Source organism: Mycobacterium sp. NGS11 (assembly GCF_059813315.1).
Genome location: NZ_JCALEJ010000011.1, coordinates 81,731 through 98,518 on the forward strand (window position 1 = coordinate 81,731; position 16,788 = coordinate 98,518).

General features: G+C 63.0%; 18 protein-coding genes, 4 tRNA genes and 3 pseudogenes. 20 read left to right on the forward strand and 5 right to left on the reverse strand.

What is annotated here, in order from left to right; all coding sequences use genetic code 11:
- Positions 1-9 precede the first annotated feature (9 nt).
- The 4 genes and pseudogenes from AC5Y4T_RS14870 to AC5Y4T_RS14885 form a co-directional block, all read left to right on the forward strand.
- Positions 10-537: pseudogene (locus AC5Y4T_RS14870) on the forward strand (phage major capsid protein); the annotation flags it as partial.
- 94 nt (positions 538-631) lie between these two features.
- Complete coding sequence (locus AC5Y4T_RS14875) at positions 632-844, forward strand: hypothetical protein (protein ID WP_499954135.1); 213 nt, start codon at positions 632-634, stop codon at positions 842-844.
- Between the two features lie 300 nt (positions 845-1,144).
- A pseudogene (locus AC5Y4T_RS14880) lies at positions 1,145-2,453 on the forward strand (adenylate/guanylate cyclase domain-containing protein).
- A gap of 291 nt (positions 2,454-2,744) precedes the next feature.
- Positions 2,745-3,473 carry a hypothetical protein gene (locus AC5Y4T_RS14885; RefSeq protein ID WP_499954018.1) on the forward strand — a complete coding sequence of 243 codons (729 nt, stop codon included), beginning with the start codon at positions 2,745-2,747 and terminating at the stop codon, positions 3,471-3,473.
- 266 nt (positions 3,474-3,739) lie between these two features.
- On the opposite strand, the gene AC5Y4T_RS14890 is transcribed toward AC5Y4T_RS14885, so the two are convergent.
- A complete protein-coding gene (locus tag AC5Y4T_RS14890; protein ID WP_499954020.1) occupies positions 3,740-4,255 on the reverse strand; it encodes a zinc ribbon domain-containing protein in 516 nt (171 codons plus the stop codon).
- 230 nt (positions 4,256-4,485) lie between these two features.
- Here AC5Y4T_RS14890 and AC5Y4T_RS14895 point away from each other — a divergent pair, with 230 nt between their 5' ends.
- From AC5Y4T_RS14895 to AC5Y4T_RS14960, 14 genes and pseudogenes are all read left to right on the forward strand, one after another.
- Complete coding sequence (locus AC5Y4T_RS14895; RefSeq protein WP_499954023.1) at positions 4,486-5,427, forward strand: hypothetical protein; 942 nt, start codon at positions 4,486-4,488, stop codon at positions 5,425-5,427.
- Between the two features lie 429 nt (positions 5,428-5,856).
- A complete protein-coding gene (locus tag AC5Y4T_RS14900; RefSeq protein WP_499954025.1) occupies positions 5,857-7,050 on the forward strand; it encodes a tyrosine-type recombinase/integrase in 1,194 nt (397 codons plus the stop codon).
- Positions 7,051-7,329: 279 nt separating this feature from the next.
- Positions 7,330-7,542: an excisionase family DNA-binding protein gene (locus AC5Y4T_RS14905; protein ID WP_499954027.1), complete on the forward strand. Its 213-nt coding sequence runs from the start codon at positions 7,330-7,332 to the stop codon at positions 7,540-7,542.
- 400 nt (positions 7,543-7,942) lie between these two features.
- A complete protein-coding gene (locus AC5Y4T_RS14910; protein WP_499954029.1) occupies positions 7,943-9,361 on the forward strand; it encodes a DUF3631 domain-containing protein in 1,419 nt (472 codons plus the stop codon).
- A 202-nt stretch (positions 9,362-9,563) separates the two neighbouring features.
- Positions 9,564-9,860, forward strand: coding sequence for a hypothetical protein (locus tag AC5Y4T_RS14915; protein ID WP_499954031.1), 297 nt, complete (start codon positions 9,564-9,566; stop codon positions 9,858-9,860).
- 2 nt (positions 9,861-9,862) lie between these two features.
- A complete protein-coding gene (locus tag AC5Y4T_RS14920) occupies positions 9,863-10,195 on the forward strand; it encodes a hypothetical protein (protein WP_499954033.1) in 333 nt (110 codons plus the stop codon).
- Positions 10,192-10,674 carry a hypothetical protein gene (locus AC5Y4T_RS14925; RefSeq protein WP_499954035.1) on the forward strand — a complete coding sequence of 161 codons (483 nt, stop codon included), beginning with the start codon at positions 10,192-10,194 and terminating at the stop codon, positions 10,672-10,674. Before AC5Y4T_RS14920 ends, AC5Y4T_RS14925 begins: the two co-directional genes overlap by 4 nt.
- A gap of 39 nt (positions 10,675-10,713) precedes the next feature.
- Positions 10,714-11,664: pseudogene (locus AC5Y4T_RS14930) on the forward strand (phage major capsid protein); the annotation flags it as partial.
- Between the two features lie 12 nt (positions 11,665-11,676).
- Entirely contained in the window at positions 11,677-11,892 is a 216-nt protein-coding gene (locus AC5Y4T_RS14935) for a hypothetical protein (RefSeq protein ID WP_499954037.1), read from the forward strand.
- A gap of 138 nt (positions 11,893-12,030) precedes the next feature.
- Complete coding sequence (locus tag AC5Y4T_RS14940; RefSeq protein ID WP_499954039.1) at positions 12,031-12,756, forward strand: hypothetical protein; 726 nt, start codon at positions 12,031-12,033, stop codon at positions 12,754-12,756.
- A 1-nt stretch (position 12,757) separates the two neighbouring features.
- Positions 12,758-13,114 (forward strand): HNH endonuclease, encoded by a 357-nt coding sequence (locus AC5Y4T_RS14945; protein ID WP_499954041.1) that lies wholly within the window; start codon positions 12,758-12,760, stop codon positions 13,112-13,114.
- A 527-nt stretch (positions 13,115-13,641) separates the two neighbouring features.
- A complete protein-coding gene (locus AC5Y4T_RS14950) occupies positions 13,642-14,001 on the forward strand; it encodes a hypothetical protein (RefSeq protein WP_499954044.1) in 360 nt (119 codons plus the stop codon).
- Positions 13,998-14,330 (forward strand): hypothetical protein, encoded by a 333-nt coding sequence (locus AC5Y4T_RS14955; protein ID WP_499954047.1) that lies wholly within the window; start codon positions 13,998-14,000, stop codon positions 14,328-14,330. Before AC5Y4T_RS14950 ends, AC5Y4T_RS14955 begins: the two co-directional genes overlap by 4 nt.
- A complete protein-coding gene (locus AC5Y4T_RS14960; protein WP_499954049.1) occupies positions 14,327-14,824 on the forward strand; it encodes a hypothetical protein in 498 nt (165 codons plus the stop codon). The genes AC5Y4T_RS14955 and AC5Y4T_RS14960 overlap by 4 nt, the downstream gene beginning before the upstream one ends.
- Positions 14,825-14,909: 85 nt before the next feature.
- On the opposite strand, the gene AC5Y4T_RS14965 is transcribed toward AC5Y4T_RS14960, so the two are convergent.
- The 4 genes from AC5Y4T_RS14965 to AC5Y4T_RS14980 form a co-directional block, all read right to left on the reverse strand.
- Positions 14,910-15,392, reverse strand: a complete 483-nt coding sequence (locus tag AC5Y4T_RS14965; RefSeq protein ID WP_499954051.1) for a hypothetical protein — start codon at positions 15,390-15,392, stop codon at positions 14,910-14,912.
- Between the two features lie 107 nt (positions 15,393-15,499).
- Positions 15,500-15,574: transfer RNA gene (locus tag AC5Y4T_RS14970), tRNA-Val, on the reverse strand.
- 12 nt (positions 15,575-15,586) lie between these two features.
- Positions 15,587-15,660, reverse strand: a tRNA-Cys gene (locus AC5Y4T_RS14975).
- 28 nt (positions 15,661-15,688) lie between these two features.
- A tRNA-Gly gene (locus AC5Y4T_RS14980) sits at positions 15,689-15,761 on the reverse strand.
- A gap of 181 nt (positions 15,762-15,942) precedes the next feature.
- Here AC5Y4T_RS14980 and AC5Y4T_RS14985 point away from each other — a divergent pair.
- Together AC5Y4T_RS14985 and AC5Y4T_RS14990 are read left to right on the forward strand one after the other, a co-directional pair.
- Positions 15,943-16,014: transfer RNA gene (locus AC5Y4T_RS14985), tRNA-Val, on the forward strand.
- A 114-nt stretch (positions 16,015-16,128) separates the two neighbouring features.
- On the forward strand, positions 16,129-16,575 hold the full coding sequence (locus AC5Y4T_RS14990; protein WP_499954053.1) for an Rv1443c family protein: 447 nt from the start codon (positions 16,129-16,131) through the stop codon (positions 16,573-16,575).
- The last annotated feature ends 213 nt before the right edge of the window (positions 16,576-16,788 follow it).

Below are 16,788 nucleotides of genomic sequence, written 5' to 3' on the forward strand. Positions count from 1 at the left end.
TGGACGCGTGTGCAATATTTCCTAAACTGCTTCGCGAAGGAAGCTGGCGGAGGACAAGTCGAAAGGCATTGGAGTCACAGGACTGATCTGCTGGAGATCAGCCGGGTGGTCACCACCTACACCGACGCCTGGCATGGGGTCTCGTCCGCTGGCGTCCAAGCTTCGTGGGCCGCGGAGGCCAGCGAAGTATCGGACGACAGTCCGGCGTTGGGCGAGCCGGAGGTTCCTTGCTTTAAATTGCAGGTATTCGCGCCATTTTCGGTTGAGCTGCAGGGCAATGCGGTCGCACTTGTCAGTGAGATCGGCAAGCTTCTGGCTGATGGCGCGCTTCAGCTCCTGAACACGTCGTTGACCACAGGTAGCGGTACGGGCGAGCCCACCGGCATCGTCACCGCGCTGGCCGGCGGCAGTTCAGTGGTCTCGACGGGAGCGGCGGGAACCCTTACGGCGTCCGACGTGTACGCGCTGCAAAATGCGCTCGGCCCTCGCGGGCAGGCCAACGCACGCTGGATCGGCAACCTGGCGACTTGGAATACGTTGCGCCAGATGGAACTGGTAACGGTAGCTTGCTCTTTCCGGAGCTGCGCGCTGCGCACCCCAGCCTGTGGGGCCGGTCCACGAAGCCTCCGTCATGGACAACACCGTGGCGGCCGGCAAAAACCTGCTGGTCTACGGCGACTTCAGCAACTACCTGATTTCCAAGCGTGTGGGAAGCAGCGTCGAGCTGGTGCCGCATCTGTTCGGCAGCAACCGGCGACCCACGGGCCAGCGCGGGATGCTGCTCTGGGCGCGCTGGGGAGCCGACAGCATCAACGACTCCGGCTTTCGGATGCTCCAGGCCTAGAAGAACTCCCGCGCGGGGCTTAACGGAAAAAAGTCGGGTGTAGCTCTCGGTGCCCCGCGCGGGCCAAACTTCCGTTGGACGGGGGACAGTGTTGCGGCGCGTAAAACCGAATGCTGGGGCGTGCCAATACATTCAGGGCTGTTTCCCGTCCAACGGGACCACCCAACAGACTCCCGTGGCCGGGGTATTGGTCGTGGCCACCATTGGCCTCCCCCGGTCACGGGCGATCAGACGGGAAGACGACCGCGCGGTTTGCCCGTGACGGGTCTACCGACCCGCTCCTCGGCTTACACTTTCGCAATGTTCTCGGAGACGCGCTACGCGATGAACGGGGACTTGCGCGTCGCTTACCGCGCCTCGCCCCCTGGCGCTCGCGACATCGTGTTCGTCCCGCACTGGTTCACGTGCTGCGAACTCTTCCCTGAGCTGCCGTCGCTTCAAGGGTGGGTTGAGGCGATGACCTCGCTTGGACGGCTGATCTTCTTCGACCAGCCGGGCTCGGGAGCGTCAGATCCCGTCGAACCGGGCGCGCTACCGACGTTGGAGCAATGGGCCGACAGCATCACCGCGGCGCTTGACGATCTCGGAAGTCACGAAGCCATCCTCCTCGCGATTCCTGGCGCGCTCTCGGCAGCGGCACTGTTCGCCGCGACGCATCCGTGCCGCACAGCCGCGCTGGTCGTGCTTGAAGGCAGTGCAAATCCGTCGGGGATTGCCGATCTCGAAGACGTGCTCGCTACCTGGGTCGCCTTGTGGGGGGACGGGTGAGATGCAGCATGTCTTGAATCCGGACATGCCGTGGAACGAGGAGATCCGGGCGACCTTGGCGCGACACGAACGCCTGGCGGCGAGCCCACGGACCCTCGCTGTGACGTTGCCTCTCGCAGCTCGACAGGACGTGCGGCCGGTCCTGCCGACAGTCCGAGTGCCGACCCTGGTCGTCCACCACGCCGACGACCCGTTCGTCGTGCCCGCGAGCGGCAAGTACGTCGCAGACCACATTCCGGACGCGAAGTACGTTGAGCTGTCGGGTCGCAACACCTGGCACTTCGTGGAGCCGTGGCGCGATTCGTTCCAGGTGATCGCCGAGTTCCTCACCGGCGAGCAACCCGACGTGGCCGATGATCGGGTCCTCGCCACGGTGCTGTTCACCGACATCGTGGACTCAACACGGCGGGCGGCGGAGATCGGTGACCGCGACTGGCACGCCTTGCTCGACGCACACGACGCCATCGTCCGCTCGCAGCTGGCCCGTTTTCGGGGCCGCGAGGTCAACACTTCAGGCGACGGCTTCCTGGCGATGTTCGACGGCCCGCAGCGGGCAATTCGCTGCGCGATGGCGATCCGAGACGCGGTGCAAGCGTTGAGCATCCAGGTGCGGGCGGGTTTGCACACCGGCGAGTGCGAGGTCCGCGGCGACGACATCGGCGGCATCGGCGTACACATCGGAGCGCGGGTGAGCGCCCTGGCAGGGCCGAACGACGTGCTGGTGTCCAGCACGCTGCACGACCTGGTGATCGGCTCAGGACTGGAGTTCGAGGAGCGCGGCGCACACCAACTTAAAGGCGTACCAGGCGAGTGGCACCTCTTCGCCGTCGCTTCTCCATAGCGCTGAGTTCGGCGAACCCGGGGGGTGGGGTGGCCGCGCGAAACGGACGCCAGGCCACACTTCCCACCAGCTGGGTACGCACCCCCCTAAAGTTTTCCGAAAAATTTTTGCCCTGAATTGTCGCTGGCAGCAATGGATCTCACGTGTTCACGCTGGTCAGCGTCGTGCTGCAGCAGCTCTCGGGGTTAGCGGCAAAACCGAAGACGTTCGGTTTTGCGGTCTACGGCATAGCGACGAACTGAGGATGAGCTTGCTCGGCTCCGCGCCAAGCGTTCGGCGTAGTGTGCGGCCATGCCGCTCAAGTTCATAATGCAACTCCCCAACGGGGATATGGAGGAACACGAAGTAACCCCAGGCGGTGACCTCCGGCTTGCGGTAGGTGAGCGTGACGGGCCACATGGGGCAGTATGGAGAGTATTCGCCGGCAAGAACGAGCCCAGCTTCTACATCGCGCTGAGGGCTATCGCCAGCCTGCAAAAGTGGAGCATCCACGGGACGGGAGACTGGCGCTACCAGTGGCTTGATACTCCGCAAGCTGAGCACCGCGCAAGAGAGCTTGGACACGAGGGCGGTCGGGTGCTTGACCGTTGGCCGCAACCTCCGGAGATTGGCGAGACCGGATGGACTTCAGCATTTTCGATTTGCATACGGCATCAAGATCTGGAATGCCAGGACGACTCTGCCTTGCCGCAGGACATTTACTGGATTCCCGCGCCGCCCGAAGGCGCTGCTCTACAGCTCCATTTCGCAATCTTGCGGCCGACGGAAACAGTAATTGACATCAAAGGCATGGTGCCACTTTGCGGATTCGGTCTCGCCGACAATCGGCATGTCCTCGTCCTCGGCAGTACATTTAAGGTCAGCGACGAGTTGAACGCCAAGATCGCCGAATGGACCGACACGGGCCATCAACACCTGGCGAGTCGCCACATTGATCCGGGTGAGTCGATAAGGATGGCTATCCACTCAAGCCGCGAAGACGGCCACAGAGTGGCGTGGGATCTAGCCTTGAGGGGTTAGCTGACGCCTGCCCAGAGGGCGAGTCCATCCGGCACGCTATTGAACCGCGTCCCCGGCCGCTCGGTCAGCGCGCAGACACCACCGCGCTATGCATCGACTCAGCGGTATCCCCGAAATGCGTGCGTGAAATCGACGGCGAACCATATCTTTTGCAGTCAGGGAACCTGACAGCCTGCCGCAGCGTCTATTCATTGTCGGCCCGGTTTCCGACTGGTCTCTCCTGCCCGGTCGAGACCGGGCTGACGCATTTGGCCGAGCTCGGGCCGCTAATTTTCTGCTGGAGATGCGGTGTGGCGCTTCAGACGATGACCGCATTGCTCGCATGCAAACGCCGTTTGGGTTGTCAGCACCGCCTGGACATGCTGGCACTTAAAGCATCTGACGTTCTTGGTGGTAAAGCGGTACCCGCAGTACCTGCATAGCTTCGCATCTGCGAGGACGGTTTCCGCGCAGTCCGGGCACTTCTTGGTTTGGGTTTGCAGCGCGGCCGGCCCGCCGATCGCTTGAGGGCCGTCGCCCTCCCCAGGGCGCGGCGGCAGGTCACTCCACTCCCTGCCATTCCAATATCTTTGGCTCCCAGTCCCAGCTGGGTTCGGGTACCAGCCAGCTGCCGGCATGCCAGGGGCTTGACTGCGCATGAAAAGCTCAATGATGACGCCGAGCACGCCCAGCAACCCGCCAAGTAGTAAGCCTTCGGTCCAGTTGCGATTTTTCGACTTCGCGATTGCCGCACCGATGGCGGCGCAAAACAGCCAGAGCAGTATCGCGGTCTCAAAGTTCACAAACGTTGAGGCTAGGTGGCGACGCTCGCGCAATGAGGCGTTTTCAGCGAAATGGAGGTCGGGCGGGGGCAACTATGAGAACGCTTTGGTATTTCCCCAGCCCAGTCATAGGTGTTTCGAGGACGCTGGCGGCGGTGTTGAGTGCCCTCACTGTGCTATGACAGTCCTGCGCTGCGGTCGCCTGACCCAACTGGACCATGTGAGCCGTCGCGTCGTGTCAAGATTGCCTCATGCCTGACGATGCCAGCCGGTATTCGATCCCTGCAAAGGCCGTAGCAGTGATGTCGTCGCTTGTAGCGCTTGGAAGCCTTGCAACCTTGGTGGTCGTGGCCAGCGTCAAAAACGCGGACATCTTGAGTGTGGTCGCGCTCGCCCTGGCCATCCTTGCATTCGTGGTGCAGCTAATCGTTTACATTGTCCAGTCCTCCTCCGCGGCAGAGCAATTGGCGGACGCCAGGACACTGCAAGGAGAAATGATGTCTGTGCTGGCGAAAATCGAGACAAGGAGCGTTGGCACGCAAAAATCGATTGACTTCCTTCAAGAGCAGACGATCGCCGAACTTCGGATCAAGGCGGGTTACAGGTCGCGCGATGGGGAGATCGAGGCTGCCTCAGTAGGACAAATAGCTACTGACCGGGAACAGATCAACCTTGACAGAACTATCGGGTACTCCGGGTCTGGCGACGCTCCACCAACACAGGTTGCAGCACGGGTAGCGCGAGACAAGTATCCACCGGCATTGCCTCAATCCGTGCGTGAAGCAATTCACGCAGAGCTATTGACTTGGCCTGTTGCCGAGGACGCCGATGAATTGCGATCTCTGTTCCAGGAGCGACCGAGAGGATTTTTGCTCAGTCTGGCGCTATTAGTAAGCGATTCCCTGAAATTCACTCGGCCGGATACGATCTACGGACCCGGCGTGACGATTGACGATCAGGACGACGAAGATCTAATAGAAGAAGGGTTTGCCGAGAAGATACCGGGCTGGAGATTGATGGTTCCAACGCCAAAAGGACGGCGGATTGGCAGAGTATTTACGGCGCAGGGTGACCCCCCAGAGTGGGTGCCGAGCGAAGCCATAGGGTTTCGGAGGAGCGTCGAGGAAGCACGCCTTAGGTGGCTTGAAGAACGAGATGAAGAGCGAATGAGGTCAAATCGCGACGTCGACTAACACTCAGGTCTGAGCAGGACACCTCCTAACTTCCTTAGGTACGTTCATTAGGTCCGCGAAATTAATGTTCACGCGGTCCCGAGCGTGCGGTCATAGCTGGCCGACATCCGTCGCGGCGATTGAGTGCCCGCGCCCTGGAATCACGGCGGTTATTGGCACGTAGCTGGCACGCGGGTCGTATAGCTCCGCTAGATACCGCCATTGAGCTGCTAAAACTCTGGTGCGCGATACTGGGATTGAACCAGTTAAATTGGTTTGCTAGCGTGGGTGTGGTGACCAGCGCAAATACCCGATCTATCTGCTCTGATGCTGGTCAGTGTAACAGATGACTTCTACTAAGTTGTCAAGAGTTGGTATGGTTTGTTAGCCCAAAGCTGGCCCACGTTGGCCCACGCCAGTACTCAACGGTCTATCGCAGGGGAGTCACCCATGGCACGCAAGAAACGGCAGCCCGGCACCTTCGGGGCAGTCGAGACGCTCCCAAGCGGCCGCCACCGCGCGCGTTACCGCGGACCTGACGGCCGCCGCTACACCGCGCCAACCCTGTTCCTCACACACAAGGACGCTCGGAGCTGGCTGGCGCTTCGCCAGGTGGACATCATCAAGGGCAAATGGATGCCGCCCGACGCCGACGAGATGCCAGTGCCGCGTCTGACGTTCAAGTCCTACGCCGACACCTGGATGGAACAGCGCGACCTCAAGGACCGCACTCGTGAGCACTACTCGAAGCTGCTCGAGCATCACATCGTCCCCACCTTCGGGGCGTTGCCGATAGCGTCAATCACCGCCGACGATGTACGGGCATGGCACGCCAATATGGGAGCGAAAGCCCCGACGTTGCGCGCCCACGCCTACGGGCTGTTGCGCACCATCATGGGCACCGCACTGTCGGACGGCAAGATCAAGGTCAATCCGTGCGTGATCCGCGGCGCCGGCAGTGCCCGCCGCGTCCACAAGATCCGCCCGGCGTCACTTGACGAAATAGGGGTGATAGCCCAAGAGATGCCCGAGCAGTATCAGGCGATGGTTCTGCTCGGCGCGTGGTGCGCACTGCGGTTCGGGGAGCTGACCGAGCTGCGCCGCAAGGACATCGTCATCGTCGAGCCGACCGAAGACGAATTGGCGAACGCGGCGGCCAGTGGAGCCGAGGCACCCGAGCCTTACGGCATCGTCCGCGTCGAGCGCGCGGTGGTGCGCACCGATGAAGGCTTTCAGATCACGACCCCGAAATCCGACGCCGGCCGCCGCGACGTCGAGATCCCGCCGCATCTGCTGACCGCGATCAAGGACCACCTTGAGCGCCTGGTTGAGCCGGGCAAGGATGAGTTGTTGTTCCCGGCGCAACAGGGTGGTCACCTCGCGCCGGCCAGCCTGTACAGGCACTTCTACCGAGCGCGGTCAGCCGCGAAACGGGATGACTTGCGCTGGCACGATCTCCGCCACTCCGGTGCTGTCCTCGCGGCAGCGACCGGCGCCACGTTGGCCGAATTGATGGCGCGCCTTGGACATTCGACACCGCAGGCCGCGATGCGCTACCAACACGCCGCACAGGGCCGCGACCGCCAGATCGCCAAGCTGCTGTCCAAACTCGCTGCGCCCGAACCGTTGCCATCGTCGCACTGACACGCCGACGAATGCGAAGTTCTTGCGCGTTGCAATGACTTGTGGTGTATTTGACGCGCTAGAGGTGAAAGCAGCCCGGCAAGTCCCGGCATGGGACTTGAGCCTGAAATAGGCGTTTCGGGTGAGGATTAGCCCCGTAACGGACCACCTGACATAGGGAATGGTCGAGCAACGCAAGAAGCCGAACGGCTTCGACCGGAGCTTGACCCGCAGTGGTTCCGAACTCTCCGGTAGAAGCGCCTTCGGCTTAAAGCCGAGCTACTTGGAGAGTCAATTCCCATGGCAGTCAAGCCAACTCAAAGAACAGCTTTACCCGCTCGCCGCTGGGCCTCGCTGAAACAGGGCGCCCAGCACATCGGTGTGACCGTCCAAACTATCCGACAGATGATCGCCGATGGAAAGATCACCGGCTACCGCGTCAACAAGCGGCTCTACCGCATCGACCTCAATGAACTCGACGCCGCTTTGCAGCCCTTCGGCGGTGCGGCGTGAACGGACCCCCGGAACGAGAAAGGCTGGCCCCGCCACAGAGCCAGCCGATTCCTCACCACACGGATAACGACAGCGTACCGTCCGGTCGGCGGGTCTGCTGGGTGCCATGCACGTGGAGCCACCCACAAGACTTGCCTTCCCAGCTCGGCCGGCGCCGAGACCATGTGAGGCGAAGCGTCCCGCTCGATTGCGGCTGCCGCGACCCTTGGCCGTGCCGCTGCACCGAACCGCCGCTGTCCGACAACGCTATTGACGGCTGGCGTGACGCTGCCGAGCATGTTCTGGCGATTGGCCGCACACCGTTGTTGCCGTTGGAAGTCAGACGTGCGCTGTGGCGTCGCGGCGGCCGTGACCGTGAGCTTGCCGAGCTGTTGCACAAAGCGTGCGGCGAGGTGATCGCATGACGGTATCCGACGGTGCCCAGCTACTCGATGAGCTGCTCTGCACCATCAAGCGGTACGTGGTGTTCCCCGACGATTACGCAGCAGTCTCCTTCGCGCTCTGGATCGCGACGACGCACGCTTTACCGGCTTTCGAGTGCGCTCCTCGCCTGGTGATCACAAGCCCCGACAAGCGTTGTGGCAAAAGCAGATCACTCGACATCATCAGCGGTACCTGTCACAAGCCGTTGGCGACCGTAAATGCCACCGTGGCCGCCATATTCCGGTCGATTGGCGACCAGCACCCGCCGACTCTGATCATCGATGAAGCTGACACGCTGTTCGGCTCGAGGCGAGTCGCTGAGCAGAACGAAGACTTGCGGGCATTGCTCAACGCTGGCCACCAGCGCGGCCGCCCTGCGCTGCGCTGCGTCGGGCCGAGCCAGATCCCCACGGAGTTCCCTACGTTCGCGATGGCCGTCCTGGCAGGCATCGGCACGATGCCCGACACGATCAGCGACCGCGGCGTCAACATCACCATGCGTCGGCGCACCAAGGACGAGACGGTGTCGCAGTTCCGGGCACGTCGCGACGGCCCCATCCTTGAGCACCTCCGCCAACGTCTCGGCGCGTGGGCCAACGAACAGTTGGGCAGCTTGGGGAAGGCAGAGCCGGACATGCCTGTCGAGGACCGCGCGGCTGACACCTGGGAGCCGCTGGTGGCTGTGGCAGACGCTGCCGGCGGTCACTGGCCAGTAACCGCACGCGCTGCGTGCCGTGCGCTGGTGTGCCGGGCCGGGGAAGCGGATGAAGATCAGTCGCTCGGTGTTCGATTGCTTCTGGACATTCGCACCGTGTTCGCCGATCGTGGCGCTTCGTTCTTGCCATCCGGCGATCTGGTCACCGAGCTACGGCGCATCGAAGAAGCGCCTTGGAGCGATTTCGAGTTCAGCCCCCGCAAACTCGCGTTCCGGCTGAAAGACTTCGGCATCAAGCCGCAAAGAAACACCCTCGGCAGCGTTCGCGGCTACAGCCTCGAAGCCATGGAAGACGCGTTTCAGCGGTACCTCCGTCAAGACCCGTCAGACCCGTCAGAAACCACCGATATGCAGCGAGAACCTGTCGACGGATCAATTCCGCCTGACACATCGATCCGTCAGACAGAATTACCCGTCAGCAGCGAAAGCCCAGCTCAGGCACCAAATCTGACACTTCTGACGGATTCTGACGCCCCTAGCGCCGAAAACGGCTTCACGACACAAGAAGGTCGGTCACCAATGCCGCACACCCGCGAACACACCCACACTCGACCGGCAGCCAAACGGAAGCACCCCAGCAAATTTCAGGGACCGGCAGGGCAGGGCCGCTGCCCCATCTGCCGGTGGCACATTGAATCGATGGGCCACGCCGACGATTGCGCCGCACAGGACGCCGGATGACCGCCCAAGCAGAGGCGCGCCGACACCGGCCGACCACTGGCGTCTGCTTGAAAAATGCGCAGAAGACTGAGTGCATCAGAGGCCACGCCTTCGACGCCAAAAACACGCACCGATGGACAGACGGGCGCGGATACACCCACCGCCAATGCAAGAAATGCAACCGAGACCGCGACCGACAACGACACAGATAGGAACAAAGCGCATGACCGAAACCAAGATCGAGCCCTACGACGAGCAATCCGACTTCAATCGCGAAACCGCCTCTGTGGCACTGGAACTGATCGAGATGGCCCGGCGAGCCCACAACGAAGGCGGCCTGGACATGGCCGAAGCTTGGGAGATGCTTTCCAGCGACAACCCGCTCGTCGTACTCGGGGCTTGCGGACGCGTCATCGAAGTCGCGATCTCGCTCAGCGCCAACGGGACCAGCCCCGAAGCCTTCAACGGCCGCCTGGGCGTCATCCGCAGTGTGTTCGTCGATCTGCTCGGAAGGGGCTAGGAATGTCTGATCTGCCGCCCCAAGTGCCGCAGCCCGACCCACGCGGCTGGCTGGCGTTCGCCGCACCACTACCCGACGAGCTGCAGCGCGCCGAAGATTCCACCCAACATGCGGACTTCTGCGCCCAAGGCGTCCAGTGGCGATACGAGTGGGACCCGGAAACCGGCTACAGCTGCGACTATTTCGAGCGACCGGCCACCGACACCGAAAAGACACTGCTGGCCCAACTCGGCTATACCGTGCCCGGCGACCTCACCACCAAAGTGAGCTTCCCCTCTGATCTGGTGCGCCGCCGCCGGTGGCCCGCCCTCGAACCCCAGGAGCGACTGCCATGACTCAGCCGAATGACCCCTCGACGACCCCGACCGCGGAAACCACCCCAATCGACAGCGATGTCGATCCGCAGAACGATCCCGCCGCCGAAACGGACTCGCCCGAGGATGACTCGCCCGACGCCTCACCGAACTCCGAGGCCGCGCGGTGGCGCCGCCAGCTCCGCGACGTCGAGGCCGAACGCGACGCCCTGGCCAAACGCGTCCAGGGATACATGCGGCGCGAGTGCGAGTCTATGGTCGCCGATCTGCTCGACGTCCCCGCCGACCTCTTCGAGATCGGGCAAGTCGACGTGAACGCGTTCTACGACGAAGACGGCACCCTCAACGAGGGCGAGCTGCGTGCGGCCGCCGGCGCGCTCCTCGACATGCGACCCCGACTCGGCAAGCCGCGCCCAGAAGGCCCGCGGTGGCAGAACTTCGGGCAACACTCACCGCCCCCGCCGCGTGGTTCCTCCTGGGGTGACGTACTGAAGGGCTAGAATCGCAGGTGACGTTCGGAGCGTCGGCAGGACCGGGCCGAACGTCACCGCGAGGGCCAGGAGCCCAACCGGAACTCCAGGCGAGTGACCGGATCATCCCGTCAATTCTGTTGCGCAACAGCGCATACCGCCTCGGAGGTCCTCATGGCTTCAACCACAGCATCGTTTTCCCCTATCCTGACGCCCGCCCAGGTAGGCGACCTGGTCATCCAACCGCTCATCCAGCAATCGGTGGCTGGCCAGGTGTCGACCGTCATACCCATCTCCACCCACAGCTACCGCGTGCCACTCGTGACCGCCGACCCCACGGCGAGCTGGACACCGGAAGGCGCCGAAATCGCGGCGTCCGACGCCACTCTCGACGAACTCGACATCACGCCCAGTAAGCTCGCGGCGCTGAGCGTCATCTCGTCCGAGCTGGCGAACGACAGCACCCCAGCCGCAGCCGAAGCCGTCGGACAGGGCATCGTCCGCGACCTGTCGCGCAAGGTTGACGCGGCATTCTTCGCAGCGACCACCACCAACGGTCCCGGCGGACTCGCTGGCCTGTCCGGCGTCACCGCCGTCTCGGCAGGCGCGTCGTACGCCAACGTCGATGCGTTCAGCGACGCGTTGTACGCCGCTGCCCTGCACAACGCCGAAATCGGCGCATGGGTGACCAATCCAGCCACCGCGCAGGCACTAGCCAAGGTGAAGCAATACGGCACGGCTGGCAGCAACGTCCCGCTGCTCGGTGTGGATCCCACCATGCCCGGACAGCGCCAGATCCTCGGCGTTCCGCTGATCGTGTCTCCGTATGTCTCCACCACCAACAACGTCGTGTGGGGAATCCCGAAGGCGTACAGCTACTTTGTGCTGCGCCAAGACGGACAAGTCGAATCCGACCGCTCGGTTTTCTTCACCAGCGACCGGGTCGCCGTGCGCGCCACCATGCGCGTCGGCTTCGGCTGGCCGAACCCCGCCGCCATCGTCAAGATCACCACCAGCTAAACGGAGGACACAATGACCATGACCACCAAGCGCGCACGACGCGCACCCGCGCATGACGGCACCACTGTCACCGTGACCGTCGTCGAACCGCACCTCGTGTTCCACGACGGGGAACAACGCGGCGGCACCCTGACCGGCGTCCCCGCCGACGTCGCCGAGCACTGGCAACGCCACGGCTGGGCCACCATCGTCGAGGACAAACCGAAGACACCGGCCAAGACCGACTAGAGAAGACCGGCGGCGGCACGGGCGTCCAAACCCGCACTGCCAACCGGGCAAAGGGCCGGCCAAGACGGTTGAGTTTCAGCTCCTTTCGGTGCCCGAGCCGACACCTGCGCCCTGCCGCCGCCACACCGGAGAGCCATCATGCACATACCACCGTCACCGCCCTGGCTGACCGACATGCCCGGCATCGACCACCCCGCCAAGGCATTCAGCGGGCTACCGTCACACGCCGCGAGCGAATGGAAATCAGGGCAACCCCACTTCACCGTCGACCAGCGAAGAGCACGAATACTCGCCGTCCGCGACCGCTGCTGGCAATGCGGATACCCCGTCAACGGGGAGGGTTATGTGATTGTCACCGAAGACGACGCAGAGTATTACCGGGACTCGCTCATGCCGGCCATCCTTGGTCCGCTGCACCGCTCCTGCAGCTTGTACGCCTGCGCCGGTGCCTGCCCGTACCTGCGGTATCCGACATCACGCCGTCGCCTCCGCGGCCCCGGCCTGCGAAAGACGGCATCCATCCACGGATTTCGCCGCTGCGCGATCCTCTGGCTGCCCGGCCCAACGCCAGGCATCGACGACATGGGCTTTGGCCACTTCTCGCCAACCGAAATAATCGCACTCGCAGGCCCAACACGGATCGCCGAACTGTACGAGCAAGCCGTAACCACTGACGCCGCAACCAACTTCACCTCGACACCACGCCTTACCTGGACGGACACACCCGACGACGTGCGACGCCTCGAGGCCGACTGGGCGGAAGCCAAAGAGGCCATCCTCGCGGCGAAGACGTCGACCGTCACCATCGACGGCCGCACCTACACCGGACAGGCAATCGACGAGTCCTTCTTGAGCGCTGCCTGAGATGCCACGCGCAGCACGCCACTGCCCCGGCGACAACGGAACCTGCCCCAACCTCATCGCCAGCACACAGCGGTACTGTCCCGAACACGCACCGGAGCCATGGCAAGGGCCGCGCACCGCCTCCTCGAAGATCAGCGGAACACGCGCCTGGAAGAAGTTGCGGATCAACATCTTGCGCCGCGACCGCTACCAGTGCCAGATCCGCTACGCCGGAATCTGCATCGGCCACGCCTCGGTGGTCGACAAGAAGCAGCCAGCCGCCCGCCGGCCAGACCTGGCCATGGACCCGGCCAACTGCCGAGCAGCCTGCAAACCCTGCAACGACCACAAAGCACGCACCACAGACCGACAGCCCTGAGATTGGGTGGCGGCCCAACACCGCCTTACCTCGATTCGCGAATGAGCCTCACACCAGCGCAAATGAGGGGGGCGGGGGACCCCGGTGCCGGGCACATCCCGCGCCGATATGGCACTGCAGAAAATGGTTTGTACGCTTCCTGAAACTTTCGCCGGGCGGGGTAGCTGGTGTCCAGAGTGCCGAAATCCGTTGCGGCGCAATGCCTTCAGTGCCACGTAGTGCCGCACTATCATTCCCCAACGCAATGGGCGCGTGAAAGTTCAACCCTGAAAACCCCAGACCCGTAGCCAGCCCGAGAGTCAGTGCCGTATCGGTGTCCGCCTGGCCCCGGGGGAGGGTTCCCTGCCTCGTCATTTGCGCTGCTGTGAGGCTCATTCGCGGCGGCCGTTGCGGTCACCGCCACCCAATCCGCGAAATTAATCGACGCGAATCGCAGTATCACGCCTTCGTCTCATTCCGGCTGACTAATGTGGCGGAACGTGCCAAACGCCCCAGATCCCGGAGCTGTGGTATTACGTTTTACCCCTATGAGCCCGGAAGGTGTGCTGCATCGCTCCGAGCTGGACGCCCGTCGCAGCGACGGCAAGGGGCACCACACCGCCTCAGTGTGGGCGGCCGCCGCCCTACCTGGCGAAACACGGGAACAAGTCATTGCGCGGCTCCTCGCCGTCACACAGCTTCACGGCCTCGATCCGATGCGCAACACACACTTTTGGTGGTGCTCTTCAGCCCAACTGTTGCTGGACGAGGGATTTGACTTCGAGAAAGACGAGGAAGACGGCGAGCCGGAAGAGCACTATTCTGTCGTTCTTGGGTACCCGCCTACGCTAGAGGACACCAAACGGTTCGTGGCAGCGTTTACCAAGGAGAGGAGGCCAGAGGAATGACGGAAATCATGATCGACCCGAACGTGCGGGTTTCGGGCGGCCTAACGTTCTCCGGGTTTGAAGACGTGCGTGGTCCTATGCCGATTGCGGGGCAAGAGGTCCTTGTGCGGGAGCCAGAGGCCAATCTCGTGACGGTAGGAGTTGTCGAACGCGTAGATGAGAACGACCGACTCGTCTACGTCGCGGTGAAGTGGGCGCAGCTCGCTCCCGACAACCTACCCAGACCGGAAGAATTTGTCGGTACTCTCAGGCGCATTCAGGCGCCGTCAGCCTCTCACCCAATTGGTCGCGCAGCCAGTAATGGCGCTGTTGCGGTGCGGATTGCATGAGCGACGTTGCCGACGCCGCTATCGTCGCCGTAATGCTCGCTGATTTTGCGAACATTGATGCGGGTAACAAAGCAAACATTATTGGCGCCGGCATCACGATGATGAGCTTCGACCCGAACACCAAGGCTACGATGCCCCACGCTGTAATCGCTCGAATCTCGTTTCCGCCCAAGTATGTTGGCGAATCGCCAGCAGTTGAATTGGCTTTAGAGCGTGAAGACGGCACCTTGGTTTCAGTGCCAGGGCCAATGGGTCCTCAGATTCTGCGCGTCGGAACCGCTGACGCCTTGAAGCCAGCGGTGGCGCCAGGTGCAAATGTGCCGCCAAATACATTGCGTCCCTCCTGCCAATTCGTGATGCATTTCGCTAACGGGCTCCCGCTGGAACCAAATAACAGCTACACCTGGCGCATTAAGGTCGATCACGACACTCGCGACGAGTGGACCGAGACCTTTTATGTCTTTACTGCCGATCCGGGCGCGGTTTTCGGCTAGTCGCCGCGCACGTCGCGCTCCGGCCGCGCTGTCCAGCCGTGTCCAGGCGGCACACGCCCTTCGGCATGGGGATTGGCGTGTCTGGTCATTGGTTCCTCCCGTGCAGTTCGTTGGCTGCGGCGCTGAGAGCGCCGGCGACGTCGCGCGCTTGCTGTCCGGACATCGTTCCTTCGCTGTATGGGCGATCCCACCTCAGCACGATGTCGCGCTGGACTGTGCCGTTTAGGTGCTGCACGCCCGTGATGGCTACAGTGAAGGCGTCGAAGTCGCGGTCGCGCGCGATGTACCACTGCTTGCCTTCAAAGGGACGCTCGGCGTGCGCGGTGCCGGCGTCCTGCCAGTCGCCAACTGTGACGGCGTCGGCGGGCGTTGGCACGTCGGACAGCAGGATGTGTCCCACGTTGGCGCTTGCATAGGAGCGGGCCATTGATAGCTGAGTGCGGTCGAGTTCGGCTGGGCTGTTGTCCCATTCGTGAGCGAGACGTTCAACGCTGGCGATCTGTTCGGCGGTCAGTTGGTCTGCCAGGTCGCGCCAACTCTGGGCGTCCTCGGGTGTCGTGTTGTTCATGCGCAGCTACCTCTCGGATGGGTTGCTAGCTCCGCACTGGTTAGCCCATATCTGGCCCATGTGGCCGAATTTCGATCTATCACGCGGGGGTTGAACTGCAATAATGCTGGTGCGCGATACTGGGATTGAACCAGTGACCTCTTCCGTGTCAGGGAAGCGCTCTCCCGCTGAGCTAATCGCGCCGGGAAATCAACTGGAGGTGGAGACGGGAATCGAACCCGTGTGCACGGCTTTGCAGGCCGTTGCCTCACCACTCGGCCACTCCACCGTTGGGGTCCACGCCACTTGCACCTTCGAGCGGATGACGGGATTCGAACCCGCGACCCTCACCTTGGCAAGGTGATGCGCTACCAACTGCGCTACATCCGCGCGCCTCGGACGAGATCGTCGCCCGGTGCGAAGCACGACGATAGTCCACGTGAGCGGGCACATACAAATTTCTTGCTACGAGCCGTGTCCAGGCTATCGCGCCGACCTGCCACGCGATGCGGCCGGTATTGTCGGGGGCTGGCGCGTGCTAGTCTTCGACGTCGTTCGCCGTCTCGGCGCCGGTCCCGTGGCTCAGTGGGAGAGCGTCCGCTTCACACGCGGAAGGTCGCTGGTTCGATCCCAGCCGGGACCACAATCGTTGGCCGGCCCACATAGGCCACTTCACCGTCCTTGCCGGCCCAGGCCGCCCGCGCCAACCCACCCACTGACCACGGTGCCCTTGCCTAATCGCGCGCCTTAAGCCACCATGAGCTGCGTGAGTAAGGTAACCCTAACTACGGAGTTGCCGATTCCGGTCGAGACTGCCTCCGCTCTGGCGCGCAAGCCCGAGCTGATGCGGCATGTCCTCAGCCCGGTGTTGCGGGCTTACCGCCTCGACGTCCCCGAGCGCATCGAGGTCGGCACCCACGGATCGGCGCGATTCTGGTGGTTCGGCGTGATCCCGGGCTGGACCCACCACCTCACCATTAAGCGGCTCGAGCCGACCGAGATCTACACCAACGAGCACGGTGGCCCGGTCCGGACGTGGAACCACCGCCTGACGTTCGAACCCATCGACGAGCGCAGTTGCCGCTACACCGACGAGATCGAGACGGACGACGGCGTCCACGGCCTCCTGACCCGGGCCTTCGTGCGAGTCATGTTTCGCCACCGACACCGGCGATGGCGCAAGCTCGCGCAGATCCTCCACTGACACGCACCCGAGAGACGGTGAAGGATGTCCGGCAACCGCGAGGGCGTCGGCATGCTGAAACCCGAATGCCCGCAGACGCACCCCGACTTCTACTGCGACCGCGAAGACGACCACGCTGCCATCCGTGTAGTCGCTCAGCCCCGCCGATACCGTAAGAGCTACAGTAGCCGCGTCGCGGCGTGGCGCATTCGCGGCGACGCCGACCTGAAGGGA